General features: G+C 58.4%; 22 protein-coding genes. 14 read left to right on the forward strand and 8 right to left on the reverse strand.

Annotated elements, in window-relative coordinates; translation table 11 throughout:
* The first annotated feature begins 113 nt into the window (after nucleotides 1–113).
* Nucleotides 114–1,487: an ISNCY family transposase gene (locus MKZ91_RS20290; RefSeq protein ID WP_060517155.1), complete on the forward strand. Its 1,374-nt coding sequence runs from the start codon at nucleotides 114–116 to the stop codon at nucleotides 1,485–1,487.
* A gap of 221 nt (nucleotides 1,488–1,708) precedes the next feature.
* On the opposite strand, the gene MKZ91_RS20295 is transcribed toward MKZ91_RS20290, so the two are convergent.
* From MKZ91_RS20295 to MKZ91_RS20305, 3 genes are all read right to left on the reverse strand, one after another.
* Entirely contained in the window at nucleotides 1,709–2,008 is a 300-nt protein-coding gene (locus tag MKZ91_RS20295) for a thermonuclease family protein (protein WP_336172890.1), read from the reverse strand.
* A gap of 646 nt (nucleotides 2,009–2,654) precedes the next feature.
* Nucleotides 2,655–3,668: a non-homologous end-joining DNA ligase gene (gene ligD, locus MKZ91_RS20300; RefSeq protein ID WP_336172891.1), complete on the reverse strand. Its 1,014-nt coding sequence runs from the start codon at nucleotides 3,666–3,668 to the stop codon at nucleotides 2,655–2,657.
* A 36-nt stretch (nucleotides 3,669–3,704) separates the two neighbouring features.
* Nucleotides 3,705–4,028, reverse strand: coding sequence for a sunset domain-containing protein (locus MKZ91_RS20305; RefSeq protein ID WP_336172892.1), 324 nt, complete (start codon nucleotides 4,026–4,028; stop codon nucleotides 3,705–3,707).
* Nucleotides 4,029–4,194: 166 nt separating this feature from the next.
* Here MKZ91_RS20305 and MKZ91_RS20310 point away from each other — a divergent pair, with 166 nt between their 5' ends.
* The 5 genes from MKZ91_RS20310 to MKZ91_RS20330 all read left to right on the forward strand — a co-directional run bounded on the left by MKZ91_RS20310 (nucleotide 4,195) and on the right by MKZ91_RS20330 (nucleotide 6,711).
* Nucleotides 4,195–4,371, forward strand: a complete 177-nt coding sequence (locus MKZ91_RS20310) for a hypothetical protein (protein WP_336172893.1) — start codon at nucleotides 4,195–4,197, stop codon at nucleotides 4,369–4,371.
* Between the two features lie 84 nt (nucleotides 4,372–4,455).
* Entirely contained in the window at nucleotides 4,456–4,893 is a 438-nt protein-coding gene (locus MKZ91_RS20315; RefSeq protein ID WP_336172894.1) for a hypothetical protein, read from the forward strand.
* Nucleotides 4,872–5,195 carry a hypothetical protein gene (locus tag MKZ91_RS20320; RefSeq protein WP_336172895.1) on the forward strand — a complete coding sequence of 108 codons (324 nt, stop codon included), beginning with the start codon at nucleotides 4,872–4,874 and terminating at the stop codon, nucleotides 5,193–5,195. Before MKZ91_RS20315 ends, MKZ91_RS20320 begins: the two co-directional genes overlap by 22 nt.
* Nucleotides 5,196–5,205: 10 nt before the next feature.
* Nucleotides 5,206–5,964, forward strand: coding sequence for an SOS response-associated peptidase (locus MKZ91_RS20325; RefSeq protein WP_336172896.1), 759 nt, complete (start codon nucleotides 5,206–5,208; stop codon nucleotides 5,962–5,964).
* Between the two features lie 597 nt (nucleotides 5,965–6,561).
* Entirely contained in the window at nucleotides 6,562–6,711 is a 150-nt protein-coding gene (locus tag MKZ91_RS20330) for a hypothetical protein (RefSeq protein ID WP_336172897.1), read from the forward strand.
* Nucleotides 6,712–6,817: 106 nt separating this feature from the next.
* On the opposite strand, the gene MKZ91_RS20335 is transcribed toward MKZ91_RS20330, so the two are convergent.
* The 5 genes from MKZ91_RS20335 to MKZ91_RS20355 all read right to left on the reverse strand — a co-directional run bounded on the left by MKZ91_RS20335 (nucleotide 6,818) and on the right by MKZ91_RS20355 (nucleotide 9,752).
* A complete protein-coding gene (locus MKZ91_RS20335; RefSeq protein ID WP_336172898.1) occupies nucleotides 6,818–7,234 on the reverse strand; it encodes a hypothetical protein in 417 nt (138 codons plus the stop codon).
* 18 nt (nucleotides 7,235–7,252) lie between these two features.
* Complete coding sequence (locus tag MKZ91_RS20340; protein ID WP_336172899.1) at nucleotides 7,253–7,822, reverse strand: hypothetical protein; 570 nt, start codon at nucleotides 7,820–7,822, stop codon at nucleotides 7,253–7,255.
* A gap of 99 nt (nucleotides 7,823–7,921) precedes the next feature.
* The gene (locus tag MKZ91_RS20345) at nucleotides 7,922–8,614 is read right to left on the reverse strand and encodes a thermonuclease family protein (RefSeq protein ID WP_336172900.1); all 693 of its coding nucleotides are present in this window, start codon (nucleotides 8,612–8,614) and stop codon (nucleotides 7,922–7,924) included.
* Nucleotides 8,611–9,147: a thermonuclease family protein gene (locus MKZ91_RS20350; protein ID WP_336172901.1), complete on the reverse strand. Its 537-nt coding sequence runs from the start codon at nucleotides 9,145–9,147 to the stop codon at nucleotides 8,611–8,613. The genes MKZ91_RS20345 and MKZ91_RS20350 overlap by 4 nt, the downstream gene beginning before the upstream one ends.
* Nucleotides 9,144–9,752: a hypothetical protein gene (locus tag MKZ91_RS20355; protein ID WP_336172902.1), complete on the reverse strand. Its 609-nt coding sequence runs from the start codon at nucleotides 9,750–9,752 to the stop codon at nucleotides 9,144–9,146. Before MKZ91_RS20355 ends, MKZ91_RS20350 begins: the two co-directional genes overlap by 4 nt.
* A gap of 159 nt (nucleotides 9,753–9,911) precedes the next feature.
* Here MKZ91_RS20355 and MKZ91_RS20360 point away from each other — a divergent pair, with 159 nt between their 5' ends.
* From MKZ91_RS20360 to MKZ91_RS20395, 8 genes are read left to right on the forward strand one after another with little or no spacing between them, the layout of a single operon-like run.
* A complete protein-coding gene (locus MKZ91_RS20360) occupies nucleotides 9,912–10,871 on the forward strand; it encodes a lytic transglycosylase domain-containing protein (RefSeq protein ID WP_336172903.1) in 960 nt (319 codons plus the stop codon).
* A gap of 11 nt (nucleotides 10,872–10,882) precedes the next feature.
* Complete coding sequence (locus tag MKZ91_RS20365; protein WP_336172904.1) at nucleotides 10,883–11,233, forward strand: TrbC/VirB2 family protein; 351 nt, start codon at nucleotides 10,883–10,885, stop codon at nucleotides 11,231–11,233.
* A gap of 2 nt (nucleotides 11,234–11,235) precedes the next feature.
* Entirely contained in the window at nucleotides 11,236–11,535 is a 300-nt protein-coding gene (locus MKZ91_RS20370) for a type IV secretion system protein VirB3 (RefSeq protein WP_336172905.1), read from the forward strand.
* Between the two features lie 2 nt (nucleotides 11,536–11,537).
* On the forward strand, nucleotides 11,538–13,997 hold the full coding sequence (locus MKZ91_RS20375) for a VirB4 family type IV secretion/conjugal transfer ATPase (protein ID WP_336172906.1): 2,460 nt from the start codon (nucleotides 11,538–11,540) through the stop codon (nucleotides 13,995–13,997).
* Nucleotides 13,994–15,082 (forward strand): lytic transglycosylase domain-containing protein, encoded by a 1,089-nt coding sequence (locus MKZ91_RS20380; RefSeq protein ID WP_336172907.1) that lies wholly within the window; start codon nucleotides 13,994–13,996, stop codon nucleotides 15,080–15,082. Before MKZ91_RS20375 ends, MKZ91_RS20380 begins: the two co-directional genes overlap by 4 nt.
* Nucleotides 15,083–15,093: 11 nt before the next feature.
* Nucleotides 15,094–15,795 carry a type IV secretion system protein gene (locus MKZ91_RS20385; RefSeq protein ID WP_336172988.1) on the forward strand — a complete coding sequence of 234 codons (702 nt, stop codon included), beginning with the start codon at nucleotides 15,094–15,096 and terminating at the stop codon, nucleotides 15,793–15,795.
* Nucleotides 15,785–16,012: a hypothetical protein gene (locus MKZ91_RS20390; RefSeq protein WP_336172908.1), complete on the forward strand. Its 228-nt coding sequence runs from the start codon at nucleotides 15,785–15,787 to the stop codon at nucleotides 16,010–16,012. The genes MKZ91_RS20385 and MKZ91_RS20390 overlap by 11 nt, the downstream gene beginning before the upstream one ends.
* Nucleotides 16,013–16,028: 16 nt before the next feature.
* Nucleotides 16,029–17,057 carry a type IV secretion system protein gene (locus MKZ91_RS20395; protein WP_336172909.1) on the forward strand — a complete coding sequence of 343 codons (1,029 nt, stop codon included), beginning with the start codon at nucleotides 16,029–16,031 and terminating at the stop codon, nucleotides 17,055–17,057.
* The last annotated feature ends 8 nt before the right edge of the window (nucleotides 17,058–17,065 follow it).

A 17,065-nucleotide genomic window follows, 5' to 3' on the forward strand; every position in this document is an offset into this window, starting at 1 on the left:
CACCCGTCAATGTTGCACTTGGATTAGATTCTCCCCCGCAAAGTTAAAGTGTCCTGATCCTGCAAAGTTGGAATGTCACTCTCCCCGGGTTTTGATGACCTGGGAGATTGCGGATGGGATTGATTGCGATGAGCGAACGCGATCTGCAACGGATTGAGGTTTTGTCGAAAGTGATCGCCGGACGCATGACGTTGGCGTCGGCGGCGCGCGTGCTTGAACTGAGCACCCGTCAGGTCCGTCGTCTGCTGGAGCGGATCAACACTGGCGGCGCGGCTTCAATCCGGCATAAGGCGATCGGCCGACCCTCGAACAACCGGATCAGCGACGGTGTTCGGGATTATGCGGTGACGCTCGTTCGCGAACGCTATGCGGACTTCGGACCGACGTTGGCGGCCGAGAAGCTAGCCGAACGCGATGGACTGACGGTATCGCGCGAGACGCTGCGCCAATGGATGTCGGACGACGGCCTCTGGCTGTCGCGCAAGCAGCGGCGGACGTTTCATCAGCCACGCTTGCGACGCGAGGCCTATGGCGAGCTGGTGCAGATCGACGGGTCGGAGCATCGCTGGTTTGAGGATCGTGGGCCGTCATGCTCGCTGCTGGTGTTCGTCGATGATGCGACGGGCAAGTTGATGCAGGTGCGGTTTGTGCGTTCGGAAAGCGCCTTCACCTACTTTGAAGCGCTGGCGCTGTATCTCAAGCATCACGGGGCACCGGTCGCCTTTTACTCCGACAAGCATTCGGTGTTCCGGGTGGCGAAGAAGGATGCCAAGGGTGGCCAGGGCATGACGCAGTTCGGGCGAGCGCTTTGCGAGTTAAACATCGAGATTCTTTGCGCAAACTCCAGTCAGGCCAAAGGTCGCGTCGAACGGATGAACCGGACGCTGCAAGATCGCTTGGTCAAGGAATTAAGGCTGGCGGGTATCGACGACATGGAGGCTGGCAATGCATTTTTGCCTGGCTTCATAGAGCACTACAACGCGCGGTTTGCCATTGTCCCTGCCCGACCCGATGACCTGCACCGGCCGATGAACCTTGCACCGGATCGGCTGGCCGAGATCCTGTGCAAACGCGAGCAGCGCTATGTCGGAGCGCAACTGACGTTTTCGTTTGAGCGCCAGCGGATCATGCTCGAGGAGACCGAGGTGACGCGCGGTTTGGCTGGTCGCTATGTCGAAACCTATGCCTATGCGGATGGCCGATTGGATGTGCGGTGGAAAGGCCATTCCCTGTCCTACAGGGTGTTCGACAAGGACCAGCGGGTGACGCATGCGGCGATCACCGAGAACAAGCGGCTTTCCGATGTCCTGGCTTACATCAAGGAACGTCAGGACCAGCAGACGCAGCCGGCCGTGAAGACGAACAGCGACAAGAATGGCTACAAACCGCGTGGCCGCAAGCCGGGCAAGCGGACGGACTTCACGAACGATCCGGTGGTGATCGCGCGACGTGAGAAGGCCCTTTCCCGACTTGATGCTGCGGAATGATCCGTCATCGCAACATCTCAAAGCTAAAGCCGAAGAGGTGGCCACCACCCACCCCGATCTGATCTTGCAACCGGATCAGCCGGTCAGATCGGGGCTGGTCGTCGTGCCGTAGGGCAGCCCAAAGTGACATTTTAACTTTGCGCCAAAGCGGACAGTTCAACTTGGCTGCCACAGTTATAACATAACGACACCTCATCCGAGCAGGTGTTGTCCGAAGATCTCTATCCGCACCACGACTGCTTGAAGCCAACCCATCGATGCGCCAATCCTTCGTCAACAAGCTGAGCGCCGAGCGATTTACCGCTCCGGTAGACGTCCCGTAGCTTGCGCCCGTATTTATCCTCGTCACGCATCCCCGCTTTGAGACCGAATGCGCCGGCATTGAGAAGCGTTTGCAGACGGATCGTGGCCTGCTCACCCAGCGCCTTCTCTTCGGCGCAACGCGGCTCACTGATTTCTGGGGTGTCTATGTCCGAGATCCGGTACTTGATGCCGTCGAGCCAGAACGTATCACCATCCACGACGCACGTTGTTCGCACGCTCGATGTGCATATGGGGAAGGATGCGGAAATGGTATCTTCCGGCGGCACGGTTGCCCAGCCGTAGGCCCCGCCTATCACGACGCCAGCGAGAGGCAACACAAGCACCCAGGGCGATAACCCCCTTCTCGGCGCCACCGTGCGTTTGGTCGGATTGAATTTGGCGGACCTCCCTACGGCCTCACGCGACGCTCGCGGCTTGCCTGTTCCTTTTGAAGGCAGGCTTTTACCAAACACGGAATTGGCGACAAGTATCGCGCAAACTAGCACGCCACCTATCAGCAGCGCGAAAGGCGAGCGACTTCTGCCACCGCCTCCACCTCCCCATAGGCCGCCACGACGGCGCGCCTCGGCGTCATTTGGAAGTAGAAGCAGAAGTGGGCCGAGCACCAAAGCTCGGCGACTTAACTGGTATGGCTCGCGCACATCTGGTCCCCTCAAACCAAAACTGCAGATCCTCGCTTTTTGTATACCCCTGCGCCGGACGATAGCACACGTTAAAATTTAGAAAAGACTAAATAAGCCTAGACTACAACCTGCGCTGTGAGAGCAAAAGCTGAGGGCGGGTCTGCCTCTTTCGCCGCACGCGCGATCGGCAATTGGTTTGGAAAGCTGCAAAGATGCAGGCTCACTGCACTGCAGTTCGCATTGGCTGCGCATTGATCTCGTAGACATCGGATGGTCCTTCCATCTCTCGCACGCCTTTGAAGGAAGGATGCCGAAGCTTTCCATCTTGCGTCCACGCGCGATACTCGACTTCGGCTATCAAGAGCGGACGGGCGAAAACCGCCCCCTTGCGCTTCAATCCTACCGGCGGCTTCTCAGCCGGGATTGCGTTGAGTAATTCGCGCAGCGCGACGGATTCCTGATTGCTCCACCCAGTGCCGCACCCTCCGACGTAGACGAGTTCATCAACCTTCCTCGCAGCCAGGAGCAGCCGGCCGATCGCGCCTGGCATAGTCGACGGCTCATAGCCGACGATCACGAACCAGTCGCGCCGAGCGCATTTGATCTTGAGCCATTCCGGCCGGCGGCCTGAGTGGTAGGGCTTGTCCCGCCGCTTTGCGATGATGCCCTCTAGACCGAGCTCGCAGGCGGCACGGAAGAATTCTGCCCCGTCCGCATCGACCTCTTCGGAAAGAAGGATAGAGCCGTCGCGGCTGGCGAGAAGCTGCTTGAGAAACTGCCGGCGCTCGGCCTGCGGTTGCCTCCGCAGGTCGCGACCGTCGAGGTAAAGGATATCGAAAGCCATAAGGAGGATTTCGCCGGGGCCATGTAAGCCCGGCCGGCGCCCGAGGGCGCGCTGAAGCAAGCCGAAGTCCGATCGGCCCTTATCGTCGAGCACGACAGCCTCGCCGTCGATGATCGCATTATTGACGCCGAGCTGCGGCGCCTCCGCTGCAATGGAGGGGAAACGATTGGTCCAGTCGTGACCATTGCGCGTTAGGACCCGCACCCGGCCGGGCTCGATATGCAATTCAACCCTATAGCCGTCCCACTTCACTTCATAGGACCAAGCCGCCCCGGGTGGTGGCTTGTCGACAAGGGTTGCAACGCAAGGACCGACCCAACTCGGCATCGGATCGGCCGGCGGTGCGGGAGGCGGCGCAGTAGGCGGCGCTTTCTTCGCTGTTTTAGCCATGCCGCATTAACGCACAAAGCCGCGAAAAGGTCTGCTCTATCGCCGTGCCCGTCGCCACCCAGCGGCCCGCGCCTCGGCCTCACTGCAGAACCAGCGCTCGCCATACCGCGAATTGATCACCGTCTCCGAGTAAAAGGTCTGACCCGGAACGTGGTAGATCCGCTCCCCGGTGTTGATGCTGACATTACCCTTGATGTTGCAGCTTGGATCGATGGCGGAGAGGAGCGTCGAAGGCTCTGCGACCCACTCCTCGATCGAAGTTACCCCAGCGATGCCCGTGACCCCGATGAGGACCATTATGGCCGGCGCTTCACGCAACATCGACCTTTTGCGCGGAACTCTGCGATACTGATGGCGCATATCTCCCCCTATGCCCCTTGCATAGAAGATTGAACGTCAAAGTCGCATCTTTGTCAAAGTAATCGCTAAAATACAGATTTGCCTCTACGCACAGTTCCGCGGAAGCGCCTCATTGACTCTCGCGACCATGAGAACATAATAAGAACATTCAAAAGAGGTACCGAACATGAGCGACGAAGGCGGCGCAGCGAAAAAGACCGACAACGGCCCTGTCACGCACCTCTGTGAGCATCCAAGCTGCCAGAAGTGGGGCGGATTTGGCTTTGCCATCGGCAAGGCCGCTCCCAACTGGTTCTGCGTCGTACATCGACCGGCGATCTGGCCTCCATCGAAGCAGGCATAACCACCAGGGCGTCAGGCAGGGACCCTTTCATCCAATAGTGCGGCACAACACCAACCGGCAGCATTGCTGCCAGGGAGAAAACCTGTGTCCGATCACGACAGGCTCGATCAAGCCATCTACATCCACCTCACCATCGCTGGCGGCCCTTCAAAGCGCGCACTCGCGGGCACTGGTCAATCGCGAAGACGCGAGCGACCGAGCGCGCATCGCATCGCGACCGAAATTGTGAAGGCGATCCGCATCAATCACAGGATCGAGCGACACGGCGTAAACGTGCCGGATGCCGAGGTTATTGACCTGCTGGCCGAGGAGCTTTGGAACGTACCCGAGGTTATAGCCAAAAACCTTGTAGGAATTGATGCCAACAAGCGGGACAACGCCAAGCGAACGATCACCGACGTGTTGCTGGCGGCCCTGACCACCAGATACGAATGCACATTCTTCATGCCGGCCTATCGCGGCATGGGAGCGTCGACCGCAAACAACAACGAACTAATGCAATGCCAGAGCAAAATGGACTGACGCGCCAGCAGCGCATGCACACCCTTTCCAAGGCCGAGGAAACCGGACAGATCGTCAAGATTGACTGCATGCACTGCCGGATTGCTCACCGCTATCGATGCCGGGACCTGCTGGAGCTCTGTGGCGACGTGGCGATTGACGAGATTGCGCCAAACTTCCGATGCGAGAAATGCGGAAATAAAGACTACCTGCGAGCGATTTTCGAGTTGCCCTGGGGCCACGACATTGGGAAGCTCCGCGTCCGAAAGCTGGTCAAGGTGAAGTTGCTGCGAAAACCAGTTTGGAAGGACGATGTTCTCTGAGGAGATGAGTGTGTGCAATCTCTATAATCTGACGACAAACCAGCAGGCGATCCGCGATTTCGTTTCCATCACGAACGACCTGGTCGGTAACCTTCAGCCGTCGATCGACGTCTATCCCGACCAGTCCGCACCAATCGTCCGGAACAATGAGGGTCGCCGCGAACTGGCCTCTGTGCGCTGGGGTATGCCGTCATCCAGCCAAGCTCTGTTCGAGGCGGCCAAGAAGCGAGCCGACAAACTTCGGGCCAAAGGCAAGGAAGTCGATTTCGATGAGCTTCTGAAAATGGAACCGGACGGCGGCACAACCAACGTCCGCAACACATCAAGCAAGCACTGGAAGCGTTGGCTCGGGGTCGAGAACCGATGCGTCGTTCCCCTCACCCGCTTCGCCGAACCAGATCCTGCGAGCAAGGTCGAGGGCGGCCGGACGCCGAACGCCTGGTTCGCGAGAACGCCGGAAGAGCCACTGATGTTCTTCGCCGGCATCTGGATCAAGGATTGGACGAGCGTTCGCAAGATCAAGGAGGGCTTGGTCACGATCGACCTGTTTGCCTTCCTGACGACGGAGCCAAACACCATCGTCAAACCCATTCACCCAAAGGCGATGCCCGTAGTCCTGACGTCCAAAGATGAGGTGGAAGCCTGGCTGACAGCACCATGGGAAGAAGCCAAGTCTTTGCAGCGCCCGCTTCCAGATGGCATGCTGCGGGTGGTCCAAGTGGCGGACAAGCCCGCGCTAGCTACCGCTCAAGAGCCGCTGCTATTGTGACGAAAGGGATGATGGCGACACCGGCCATTTCATTTGAGTGGATGACGAGGGGAAAAGCCCAATCTAGCACATTCCGCAAGGCGCTAGCTTTTTGGTCAAGAAGGCACTCGACCTTCTGTTCAAGCGAAAGGTCTTTCGCCTCTCCGCTCCCGATTCGCCTGACTTCCATTTATCGAGCACCGAAGGAAGGCCGCTTCTTTTCAACTCACTGAGAGGGGGAGAGTGCCCGCTGTCCTCTCTCCCCCACAAGCACTAAACCGGTCTCCCCATGCTTCGGCCTTCGGCCTGCAGCACCAGTCGGCTATGCCGACCGGCCCTGCGGGTGCGTGATCCCCCTCCGGTTTAGCGCTTGTCCCCCTCTCTTCCGCTACTCCGCGCGAGCTCGGGGAGCAGGAGCGGGGCTCCCGCCCTCCCCTTCGATTTGGAAGCCGAGGGGTACGCTGAGCCTGGGATTGAGGGTTACGATGACGGAATTTGAAGCCGGAAGCTCCAGCTTCCTTGGCTGACCAAATGGAGAGGCATATTGCTGCGCAACGGACTGTTGCCGATGCCGTGCAAGTCGAGAGATCCAGCGGAGCTGCCGAAGGTGTTTCGTGCATGGGCTATACGAATGAGTCGCTAGGCGCTGCGCATGAGGAAGAAACCGCAAGGGCAGCGATCGTGAACTATGAGCCGCGCGACGATCGGGAATCGAGGCTCAAACTGACCTTTATCGCAGCTTATCTGATGGCCATACGGGCACTTTGAATGCCCATGAATTGGACGCGATCTTGCATATGGCTGATCGAGCGGATTAGAGCGGCGCCTGCGGCCACCCCCTCTTTTTTCCCGACCAAGACCGGTCCGGCAGTGGCTAGTTGATTGTTGCTACCCATTCACCCGTGGTGGACTTCGAGAAGCCTACGACACGATCTAAAGGCTGAGCTTCTGGTGACATCTTTACAGACGTCATGCAGGCCACACCGGGACCGGCGTCGCTTTTGTCACACTGTCCGAGCTTCAAGGAAATCTCGGGCATGTTGTTTCGATCCCAAACGAGTGGCGAAGCGGCGTGGGCTTTGCGGAACGCTGCAAGAGCTTGCTCCTCTGAGGGCATTTCGACCATCGGCACAGGGCAAAGTGACGGATCAGCGGAGATAGCCGCTACCAACTCGGCCTTGGATTTTGACTGAGAGTTCACATCGGGTCCGGACGTGGCGAGATATGTGCCGCCAGCACCGGCTGCGAGACCGACACTGGCGGCGATCAGCAAAAGCATGTTCTGGTTCATTGCAGCCTTCCACACAGATTAGGTTCTGAGGTTGAACCAGAAGCGTTCCTTGACGCCCCTGTCATTCGGAATGTCGAAGAAATAGGGATTTGAACGCTGGGGTCGAGGCATGGTGACCTGGACCTTGCATCCGTTTTTGCTCAGATTGTCCCGATCGTTATAGAGAGTACGCAATTCGATATTTGCTCGATCGTTGGCGTCCGCGTTGCCGTACCGGGCGTGGAAGTCACTGCGGTTCTCGCACCGGTCGACGACCTGAACACATTTGTTGGGAGTCCGCTTCACTCCATCGCGGCCGCTTTCACTGTAGCCAATGTTCGTGCCGGCCGGGCAATCCTCATATTGCTCGCGACCCGGTTTACCCGCCTTCGCCTCGTGGCAGATAGGCCAAGAGAAGCCAGGCTTCTTCATCGCGTTGATGAGCTTCGTCATCGGCGTTACGCAATAGGACACGCCTTGCCAAGACGGACTTTGGGAGGCGGCGCAGAGGAGTACTTGGCAGCCCCAGGTGGCGTCTTGTGCCTTGGCGCCTTGGGGAGCAAGGGCAAACGCGGCGAGACCGACTGTGGCGAAAAACAGACGCTTCATTCAGGTGGTCCTCGATGGTTGCGGCGGGAAACAGCCGATCGACGACGAGCCGTGTCGATCGTGCGCTGGCCGGTGCGCAATTTGAGCGAAATCCGTCACCTATCGGTCAGTCCTCCTTGGCTTCCGCCGAGCATCGATAAAGGGTGGCGAGATTTCGCTCTCGCGATCCGCGAGAAGATTGGCGTCCGCGATCGGCTGGCGGCCGAGCGTCTTGTCTACGGCTTTGCGCCGCCACTCGTTCATGTCGAGGACGTAGGTAGCCCACATGCCATAGCGGGCAGCCATGGCGTACCGCTGATAGGCCAAGTACTGAGTGTTGTGCGAATACGGCGAGGCCACGCGCGCCCAACCAACCCGAAGCATCTCTACCGCAACATCTTGCCCGCTCGTCGTGCAGCGGGCCTGCGGGATGCCATCATGACCATAGGCGATGACGCTACACTCGACCGGTTTGCTGCCGATGGTCCTTTTGAGCCAGGACTTTGCGAGTGGGCCGCATGGAACGGGCGAAGGTGCTTTTTGTCGCTGGCGGTCCAGCCACTTAGGGTCGAGCGCCCATTGTGGCAGCTCGCAGGCGTCTATATCGGCGAGGCGGACACGCTGGGGGTATTGCGGATACCAGAGCGTCCGGCCATCCATGACCGCGACGCGACCGTTGAAGACCGGATACGCGTGGGCCGGAGCGTCGGCCTGCCGCCGTCGGGTTGCATCGGGATTCCCGACGAGGTCAGCCGCGGTAGCTGGCAGAATGATCGCAGTGAGAACCGCGGTAGCGGCTAGGCATCGCTTCATTGATCCGCTTTCTTGTTTCGCGCATTGACCTCGCGGCTCAGAAGAATGGCCGGGTGCTGAACGTCTTCGAACTGCCAAAGGCCGGCGCGCTTATCGCGGGCAAGCTGCTCGGCCACGGCATAGGGAACGTGATAGGGCAGGCCCTCACCGTTGAGGGCCGCGAAGGCGTAGCCGCTCGTGATCAGCACATTCGCCAGATCGAGCCGGTCTTTTCCAACGGTCGCATAGCAGACCACGTAGGCGATACCGTCCTTTTTAACGATCGGCGCGCAAACAGGCTTGGTGTCTTTGATGTATGCCGCGAGTACGGCAAGGGAGGCCTCGCCGCAATCGCGCTTCTGCCCGTGATTGTCCTTGTAAGAGGTGCCGCGCAGGCAGGATTGAGCGCCATAGAGCCGGTAGCGCTTGCCATCCGACGTCCACGTATCGCCGGTTTCCAAGGTGACGCCAGGCAGCAGATCGAAATATCCATCTGGCGCGGCGGCGACGGATGTCGGGAAGAGGGCCAGTAGAAGAATGAGAACCTCTCTCATTGCCCCTTTACCCTTGGATCGGCCCACATCCCGAAAGAGCCTTTTTGCCCGATCTCCTCGGCTTTGGTGAGATCCGAGCGAACGGGCGTTCCGTCAGGTCTCTGCGATAGGCGTAGCGCGCCCAGCGATAGCAGCTGCTCCTCGAACATATCGACGGAATCGAGACTGCCAGGGAAATTGTAGTAGCCGTAGCAAGTCGCGTTCTGAAGGGGTGCGCCTTGTTCGCTCACGAACGCGCGGCAAAAGACAACCTTTGGGTTTTGCAGCATGATTTGGAGCTGCTTCTGTGCAAAGTCGTCGCAGCTCCCGGCGAAGTCTTCACTACGGTTGACCATTTCACCTTTGCAGGGCTCGAGCCCGTAGAGGCGAAGCGTCGTCTTGTCGTCAACGAGGAAGTCCGTGGGCGATACGGCCTTGAACCCGACCGTGGTCGCGTAACCCTTGCGATCGGCGACTTTGCCACTTCCGTCGTAGTACTCGATTACCAGCACGGTCTTACCCGGCGCTGCCAGTGACTTGATGTAGTTCTTGTCGATGTCCGAGGCAGACAAAGCGGGTGTTGTCATTACACCACCTACGAGTGCGGCAATGATGGTCCGTTTCATTTTCTAGCCCTTATCCAAATTGCTTCTGTCGATCCCCCGGCAAAAGGGGGTTTCAGTGATCTGCAAAAAGTTGTATCTCTGAACCAAATCGATGTAATGCACGCACCAACTTAAACAGATTTTGTTTCAATCACAACACCGCATGTTAGGCGGAGGACGATGGAAAAAAGGGCTAGAAAAGCAGGCATTTCGGGCAGGTGTACTTTTGCCAGCGCCGCCCTTTTGTCACTGGTTTGGGGCGGGACCGCTCACGCCAAAAACGATAATATAAATCAAAATATCGTAAGCAATCAAAGCACTTGGCAAAATCACGGCGAGCCCTCCCTCGCGACGAATTTCGAGGAGCGCTGGTCTGGATCCGAGAAAGAGTTCGTCTTTGGCGCCGAAGGCGTTGTGAAACCGGCGACCGAAGCGCAAGAGGACCTCCATAATCTTGGGGGCTCGAATCAAATTGATGCACAAATAGGCCACGCACCATCGGCAAATGACGACACCTTTCAGCATAGAATTTCGCAAACTCCGACCGGAAACTTAGAGCAAATTGATGCATTAGAGCCGACTGAGGGCGGCCAATCCGAAGCACAAACCTGCGGTCCCTCTCCGCTGGGCACAGACGAAATCAAATCATTGGTTGTCCGGACGGCACGGAAATACAGGGTGGACGAGCGTTTTGCGACGGCGATCACCTGGGCAGAAAGTGGTTTTGACCAGAGCCGCAATTCACCAAAGGGCGCGCGCGGGCCGATGCAGCTCATGCCGGCGACGGCTGCACGCTTTGGCGTCGAGGATATCTGTGATCCTGCTCAGAATATCGAGGGCGGGGTGAAGTACCTGCGGGCACTCCTCGACGAGTTCCAAAACCCCCTTCTTGTTGCGGCCGCCTACAACAGCGGCGAACAGCGGATTTATGAGCACGGCGGCGTCCCGCCGTTCAAGGAAACCGTCGGCTACGTCGCCAAGGTGGTCAACTACCAGCTCGGGCTGCCGATGCCGTCGGCAAAAGGCAAGGCGAGAATAGCCGCTTCGCAAGCGGTCTTAGATGCGGGTGACAGCGGCGATGCCGGCGTCATCGCAGTAAAGAAAACCGGCACGTTTGTCGGTGGCGTAATGCACTTCTAAAGGAGAGATACATGCAGACGGGTGTACAGAGGGACAAATCCCAAGCGCTGAAGCTTGTGGCGATGTTCGGCATGGTAGCTGCCATTCAGGTTGTTGGCGCCGATATTGCTTTTGCGCAGACAGGCGGCGGAGCCGGAGGCGCCTTTGCGCCGCTTCAAACGGCCGTCCAGATGATCGTTGACTTCATCACCGGCCCGTTTGGGCGACTGATGGCGATCATTGCTGTCATCGGCCTTGGCTTCCTCGCCTTCGCCGGACGTCTCTCGTGGTTCACAGCGGGTGCGGTTGTTATCGGTATTGGTCTTGTGTTCGGAGCGCCGGCGATCGTCGACCAGATGATTTCGTCCGTCGGCAGCAACTGAGCATGAGCGAGTTCTCCGACGAAAAGCCGGCTCTTTCTCCGTTGGTGATCGGGTTAACTCGATCTCCTACCCTTTGGGGCGTGCCATACATGGCGGTGGTGCTGATCGTCGGGGTCACCATTATCGGCTGGCTGGCGACGAACCACTTCCTCGCGCTGCTCATCGCGCCGGTCGCTTACATCGTTCTGTTCTCGCTTTGCACCTGGGACAACAAAATCCTCGACGTGCTGCAGGTGACGTCTCGCAAGACGCCCCGCACGCCCAACAAGCGTTTTTGGGGCACCAACTCTTACGGACCGTGATCATGCTGAAAGTCGTGAAAGAAGAGCTTGGATTTGGACGGGTCGCTAGCAACGAGCGGCCCATGTCGACCCATATACCCTACCTCAGACAGGTCTCCGACACTGTGATCGGGTTGGAAAACGGTTCACTCTTGAGCGTCATCAAACTGGATGGGCTATTTTTCCAAACAGAAGACCAGGCTGAACTGAACATGCGATCCGTCGTGCAAAACACGATGATCCGCGCCTTGGGGTCGAGCCGCTATTCCCTTTGGTCCACTGTAATCCGCCGCGAAGTCGAAACCGAGATCGGTGGCGCGTTCGACGAGCCATTCTGCGATCTGCTGAATAGGCGTTACGTTGAGCAACTGCGTCACAAGCGCATGTTCACGAACGAAATCTATCTGACCATCGTGCGGTCTGGAATGCGGGGTGCTCTCGGCGTTGGCGACTCGCTAAAGAAGCTCTTCGACAAGGCCAGCAAAGACGCACGGGTCCAACAAACCCGTGAAGATGTTTCCGAGCTTGAAGAGTTGATCGGCAACATCGTGCGGGACCTGCATAAGTACGGCGCCCGAGCACTTGGAATCACCTATCGTCGCAGAAATGACGACGAGGCGACGATCGAGGGGCATGAAAAGAAGGAACAGGGCGAACCCTATTCCGAGCCCTGCGAATTCATCAATGCGATCCTGACCTGTGGTGTGCCGCGCAAAATGCGCCTGCCGCGCATGGGCATCCGCAACTTTGTCGGCACGTCGCGGCTGCATTTCAGTAAGCGGACAATGCAGGCTCAGGCGGCAGTCGACGAAGATACCCGTTTTGGCGCACTGTTATCGATTAAAGAATATCCGCCCTTTACGGGACCGGGAATGTTGGACGGCCTGCTGCAGGTGAACCATGAGTTCATTCTGACGCAATCTTTCACCGTCGCCGACAAGCCGATTGCGCAAGAGCGAATAAGTCGTCTGCAACGGCAAATCAGGGCATCGGATGAATCCGGCAGCGCGGTCGAACAGGACATCGACTATGCGCTCAATAGCCTAATGAACCAGGAAGCCGTGTTCGGCTTCCACCATCTTTCGCTGCTCTGCCTGTCCCGCGACCTCGCCGGCGTCAGCCGCACCGTGTCTGAACTCGGCGCCTGCCTGACTGACATGAACATCAATTGGCTTCGCGAGGACCTGAACCTCGAAGCGGGCTTTTGGGCGCAATTGCCCGGCAACCACAGCTACGTTGCCCGCAAGGCAATGCTGTCGAGCGCGAATTTCTCCGGCCTCTCGTCGCTGCACAATTTCGCAACGGGGCAGGCTGATCGCACTCATTGGGGACTGCCGATCACGATTCTTGAAACCACTTCGCAAACGCCATACTGGTTCAACTTCCACCGTCGTGACATCGGCCACTTCCTTGTCACCGGGCCGACAGGCTCCGGCAAGACCGTCGCACTTACATTCCTGCTAGCGCAGGCGATGCGCGTTTCGCCGACACCAAAGGCCGTGTTTTTCGACAAGGACCGTGGCGCCGAGATCTTTGTAAGGGCCATTGGAGGCTCGTACGAGGTATTGTCGCCGGGAACGCCGACGGGCTTCAACCCGTTGCAGCTCGAGAATACCGGCCCAAACCGCGAATTCCTGCTTCGGCTGCTGAAGGCAATGCTGCGCTCCGGAGATCGGAGCGAATTCAACCAGGAAGACGAGGACACTCTTGAACGGGCAATCGTCCGTTTGATGCAGGAGCCTGCCGCGGAGCGGAATCTGCCGAACCTGGCCGGGTTGCTGGTCGGTCGGTCGCGGGCGGATGCCAACGATCTTCATTCGCGCCTCAGGCCTTGGATCGACGGCGAAAAGGCCTGGCTCTTTAACGCCGCGCATGACGTCCTCTCCTTCTCGGGCCGGAGTGTGTTCGGCTTTGACATGACGAACATTCTCGGAAACGAGGACCTGCGCACTCCGGCACTGATGTATTTATATCATCGGTTGGATGAGCTGCTGGACGGAAACCCCGTCATGTTCTTCATGGACGAAGGTTGGCAGCTCCTCATGGACGAGACTTTTTCGGCGTTCATCGTCGACAAGATGAAGACCATCCGCAAGCTCAATGGCATTGTTGGTTTCGGAACTCAGTCCGCGGCGGATATCGCCAAGGCAAAAGCCTCACACACGTTGATCGAGCAGTCCGCAACCAACATCCACTTCCCGAACCCTCGTGCCGACGAAGAGAGCTACATCAAGCGTTTTGGCCTGACGGTGAAGGAATTTAATTTCATCAAGAATACCCCACCCGAAAAGCGAACCTTCCTCATCAAACACGGCAATGACTCGGTCATTGCCCGGCTCGATCTCTCCACCATGCCCGATCTCGTGAAAGTGCTCTCAGGGCGCAAGGAGACGATCGAGGAATGCGCAGCGCTTCGGGAACGACATGGCGACGAGCCGGAAAACTGGCTGGCTGAATTCTGCGGATGGGAGAAGGCCGAATGAGAAAACGTCCTGCTTTGTGGGTAATTTCTGCACTGTCGCTTGTCGAAACCGCACCGGCGCTCTCTCAGGTGCCCGTAATCGACGACAAGGTTCTCAAGACCGACACCGCGCGTGACCAGACGACGACTGAAATTGAGAAGACCGACAATGATCGGTATGCCGTCAGCAAAGGGATGACCTGCTCGATTTATCGACCTGGGAGAGGCGGCGATCCAGCCTCGGCAGCGACCGCCAATCCCGAAATTACCGGACTCGTGAAGCGTGTTGCTCAGGAGGAAGGTGTCGATGAAAAGCTCTTCATGGCGCTTGTCTACCAGGAGAGCCGCTTCAATCCTTGTGCGAAATCGCCCGTCGGTGCGATCGGGCTCTCTCAGCTTATGCCGGGCACGGCAAAGGACCTCGGAGTCGATCCCCACAACATCGAAGACAATCTTCGGGGTGGTGCGAGGTATCTAAAACAGCAACTCCGCCGCTTCAACGGCAACACCAATCTGGCGCTAGCCGCCTATAACGCCGGTCCTGGAAACGTGCAGAAGTATGGCGGGATCCCTCCTTTCAAGGAAACGCAAGGGTACGTCGCGAACATCACCCAAAAGTGGTTGCCGGCCTTCGGCGGTTCCGATGTTGCCACTATCCCGATGAACTACGGCGGTGGCGCGACGGGCTTCACCGGCATGCGCGACTCCACGATTAATTCCATGGCGACCTCTCAGGCGGTCGGCGAGAGCAGCGGAAACGTCGCGTCGTGGCTGCAGCAATTGGGCGGAATGTACAGCGGCACGGTCCAGGACAGTTGGGACCACAACTCCGGCGCTCGCAATGCCAACCTTGAAATGATGAACCAGGTCATTCGTCTTGGCACGTCGATGGCGGACCTCATGAACTCTCGTAGCGCCGTCGATGTTGGCGGCCTGTCCGGATCGTCGCGCACAAGCGATTTCAGAGCCGACGATGACGAGGAGGACCGCGAAACGACTGGTCTTTGCGACCCTCGGGAAGGGCTTGAATGGAGCCCGGCGGAGAAGGCTTGCGTCCAGAAGCGTGAACGTGAGGCCAACGTAGAACTGATGTTGAACGCTCAATGAGGAGAACTGCGATGAGACGTTTAATTTTGACGGCGTATTCGCTGGCCTTTGCATCCACAGCTCTCGCCCAAGTACCGGTCATCGACGGCGCCAATCTTAAGATTGCGCAGCAAACGTCGACGACGACCGACAAGATTCTTGGCACCAACAAGGAAGTCCTGAAAACGGTCCAGGAGACCCTTCAGGCGGTGACCGGCGATCGCGGCAGCGACGCCAACCAGATGCAGAACCTTGCCGTTGGCAATGGATTCAGCGTTTCCCAAATTCCGTCCTTCGACAGCCTGATGTCGGGCGGGGTGCCGAATTTCGGCAGCATGGGCGGTGACATTGGCAAGGTCGCCACGACCTTCATCAACGGCCTGCAACTCGTGAAAAACCTATCCGGCCAGGCAGGCAGCTCGTTCTCGGGCGACAAGTCGTACGAGGAAATGGTCAACACAGTTCTCGGTGTCGCCGCCCTCGTCACCGGCTCGCAAAAGGCCGTCCAGACCCGCCGCACATCTTTCGAGCAAGCGGGCGCGAACATCGGTCAAGCCAAGGATATCAAGGGTTCAATTGACCAGAATACACAGCTGCAGGTGCAAGCCGGCCTGACGGTCAACGAATTGATCGGCGTGATGAACGGCGCCGTGTCTTCCCTCCAGGCCGATAACCAGCGACGCCTGACGGACATCTCCAACTCAAAGAAGGCACTCACCTACAGTGACCAGTAAAATCATCCTGACAGCAAAGGCTCTCCTTCCCGTCTTGATCGCGGCCGGCCTCGCCGGCTGCGGCACGGCGGCGAAGGAGAAATCCGCGCCCTGCAAAAGGCCTGCCAACCTGACCTCTTACGCGCCGGATCCTCGCCAGGAATGCGGCCCGATGATGAGTGTGAACGGCGAGGCGACGGAAGCTTTCGCAGCGATCGACGCGCTGGCGACTGAATGAGGATGGGCTCCCACCGATGAACGATTTTCTCGGCGCGCTGCTGGATCGAATCGAACAGACTGGCGCGAATTTCTCGGCAAGAGCATACGTGATCGTCGGCGACGAGATCGTGCCGCTGCTTACCCTCATGTTCATCGCCTATGTGGGCTATTACGGGCTGCAACTCTTCATGGGGACCGCCCGCGTCAGCGTGAGCGAAATCATCGGGCGCGTGACCCGCATGTTGATCATCCTCACGCTCGTGAGAGAGTGGGACTACTTTAACACGCTATTCTATTCCTGGCTGAACGACACGCCGGAAGACGTCGGTCGGGCGATCCTAACCGCGACAGGGACCGGGATCACCGAACCGACAAACGGCCTGTCGATGATCTGGAGAACGGCCAACGAGGCCGCTTCCGCGTTTGCGGAGCAGTCGGGATATTTTTCGGTGCTGCCGTCGATGGTCGGCTTCCTGATCATGTTTGCCGTCGCGGTTTTCATCGCCGTGGCATTGGCGATCCTACTGCTCGCAAAAGTCATGATGTGGGTCCTGATCGGGACCGCGCCGATTTTCATCGGCTGCATGCTGTTCGACCAGACAAGAGGCCTGGGCGTCGCCTGGTTCCAACAGGTGCTGATGTACGCGTTGATCCCGCTATTCGTTTACGTCGTGGCCGCGTTCCTGATCGCAGCAATGGACCCGGAACTGACAAAGGTCAGCACCGCCGCGAACCAAAGGCGCCTTCAACTCAGCGACATCTCCGCTTTCCTACTGCTCTGCGCCGCCGGCGCGTTCGTCCTCTTCAACATTCAGGTGCTCGCCCAAGGCATTACCGGCGGCGTAGCGGCTGGCCTCGGCAATGTTGCTCGGGCGGTCGGCCGGTTTGCGGGAATCTCAGCACCAATGTCCGCCTTGTCGGGAGGGCAAAAGCTGGCGGGTGCCGTCGGTAATGCTGGGATGCGGGCCAGGGCGCGAACCCACGAAGGCATGAAAGCCAACATTAGAAATGCCAGTGCTGAGGCGATGCAGAACCGCATCAGCAACAACAGCATGCCTCGCTGAGGGGCGAA

The sequence above is a fragment of the Ensifer sp. MJa1 genome (assembly GCF_037026475.1).
Lineage (GTDB): Bacteria > Pseudomonadota > Alphaproteobacteria > Rhizobiales > Rhizobiaceae > Ensifer.

Coding starts and splice junctions, on each gene's coding strand:
- MKZ91_RS20350 (WP_336172901.1), bottom strand. CDS start 9,147: ATGAGAGAGGTTCTCATTCTTCTACTGGCCCTCTTCCCGACATCCGTC.
- MKZ91_RS20330 (WP_336172897.1), top strand. CDS start 6,562: ATGGGCTATACGAATGAGTCGCTAGGCGCTGCGCATGAGGAAGAAACC.
- MKZ91_RS20290 (WP_060517155.1), top strand. CDS start 114: ATGGGATTGATTGCGATGAGCGAACGCGATCTGCAACGGATTGAGGTT.
- MKZ91_RS20370 (WP_336172905.1), top strand. CDS start 11,236: ATGAGCGAGTTCTCCGACGAAAAGCCGGCTCTTTCTCCGTTGGTGATC.
- MKZ91_RS20310 (WP_336172893.1), top strand. CDS start 4,195: ATGAGCGACGAAGGCGGCGCAGCGAAAAAGACCGACAACGGCCCTGTC.
- MKZ91_RS20340 (WP_336172899.1), bottom strand. CDS start 7,822: ATGAAGCGTCTGTTTTTCGCCACAGTCGGTCTCGCCGCGTTTGCCCTT.
- ligD (WP_336172891.1), bottom strand. CDS start 3,668: ATGGCTAAAACAGCGAAGAAAGCGCCGCCTACTGCGCCGCCTCCCGCA.
- MKZ91_RS20305 (WP_336172892.1), bottom strand. CDS start 4,028: ATGCGCCATCAGTATCGCAGAGTTCCGCGCAAAAGGTCGATGTTGCGT.
- MKZ91_RS20335 (WP_336172898.1), bottom strand. CDS start 7,234: ATGAACCAGAACATGCTTTTGCTGATCGCCGCCAGTGTCGGTCTCGCA.
- MKZ91_RS20385 (WP_336172988.1), top strand. CDS start 15,094: ATGAGACGTTTAATTTTGACGGCGTATTCGCTGGCCTTTGCATCCACA.
- MKZ91_RS20375 (WP_336172906.1), top strand. CDS start 11,538: ATGCTGAAAGTCGTGAAAGAAGAGCTTGGATTTGGACGGGTCGCTAGC.
- MKZ91_RS20365 (WP_336172904.1), top strand. CDS start 10,883: ATGCAGACGGGTGTACAGAGGGACAAATCCCAAGCGCTGAAGCTTGTG.
- MKZ91_RS20380 (WP_336172907.1), top strand. CDS start 13,994: ATGAGAAAACGTCCTGCTTTGTGGGTAATTTCTGCACTGTCGCTTGTC.
- MKZ91_RS20345 (WP_336172900.1), bottom strand. CDS start 8,614: ATGAAGCGATGCCTAGCCGCTACCGCGGTTCTCACTGCGATCATTCTG.
- MKZ91_RS20355 (WP_336172902.1), bottom strand. CDS start 9,752: ATGAAACGGACCATCATTGCCGCACTCGTAGGTGGTGTAATGACAACA.
- MKZ91_RS20395 (WP_336172909.1), top strand. CDS start 16,029: ATGAACGATTTTCTCGGCGCGCTGCTGGATCGAATCGAACAGACTGGC.
- MKZ91_RS20320 (WP_336172895.1), top strand. CDS start 4,872: ATGCCAGAGCAAAATGGACTGACGCGCCAGCAGCGCATGCACACCCTT.
- MKZ91_RS20360 (WP_336172903.1), top strand. CDS start 9,912: ATGGAAAAAAGGGCTAGAAAAGCAGGCATTTCGGGCAGGTGTACTTTT.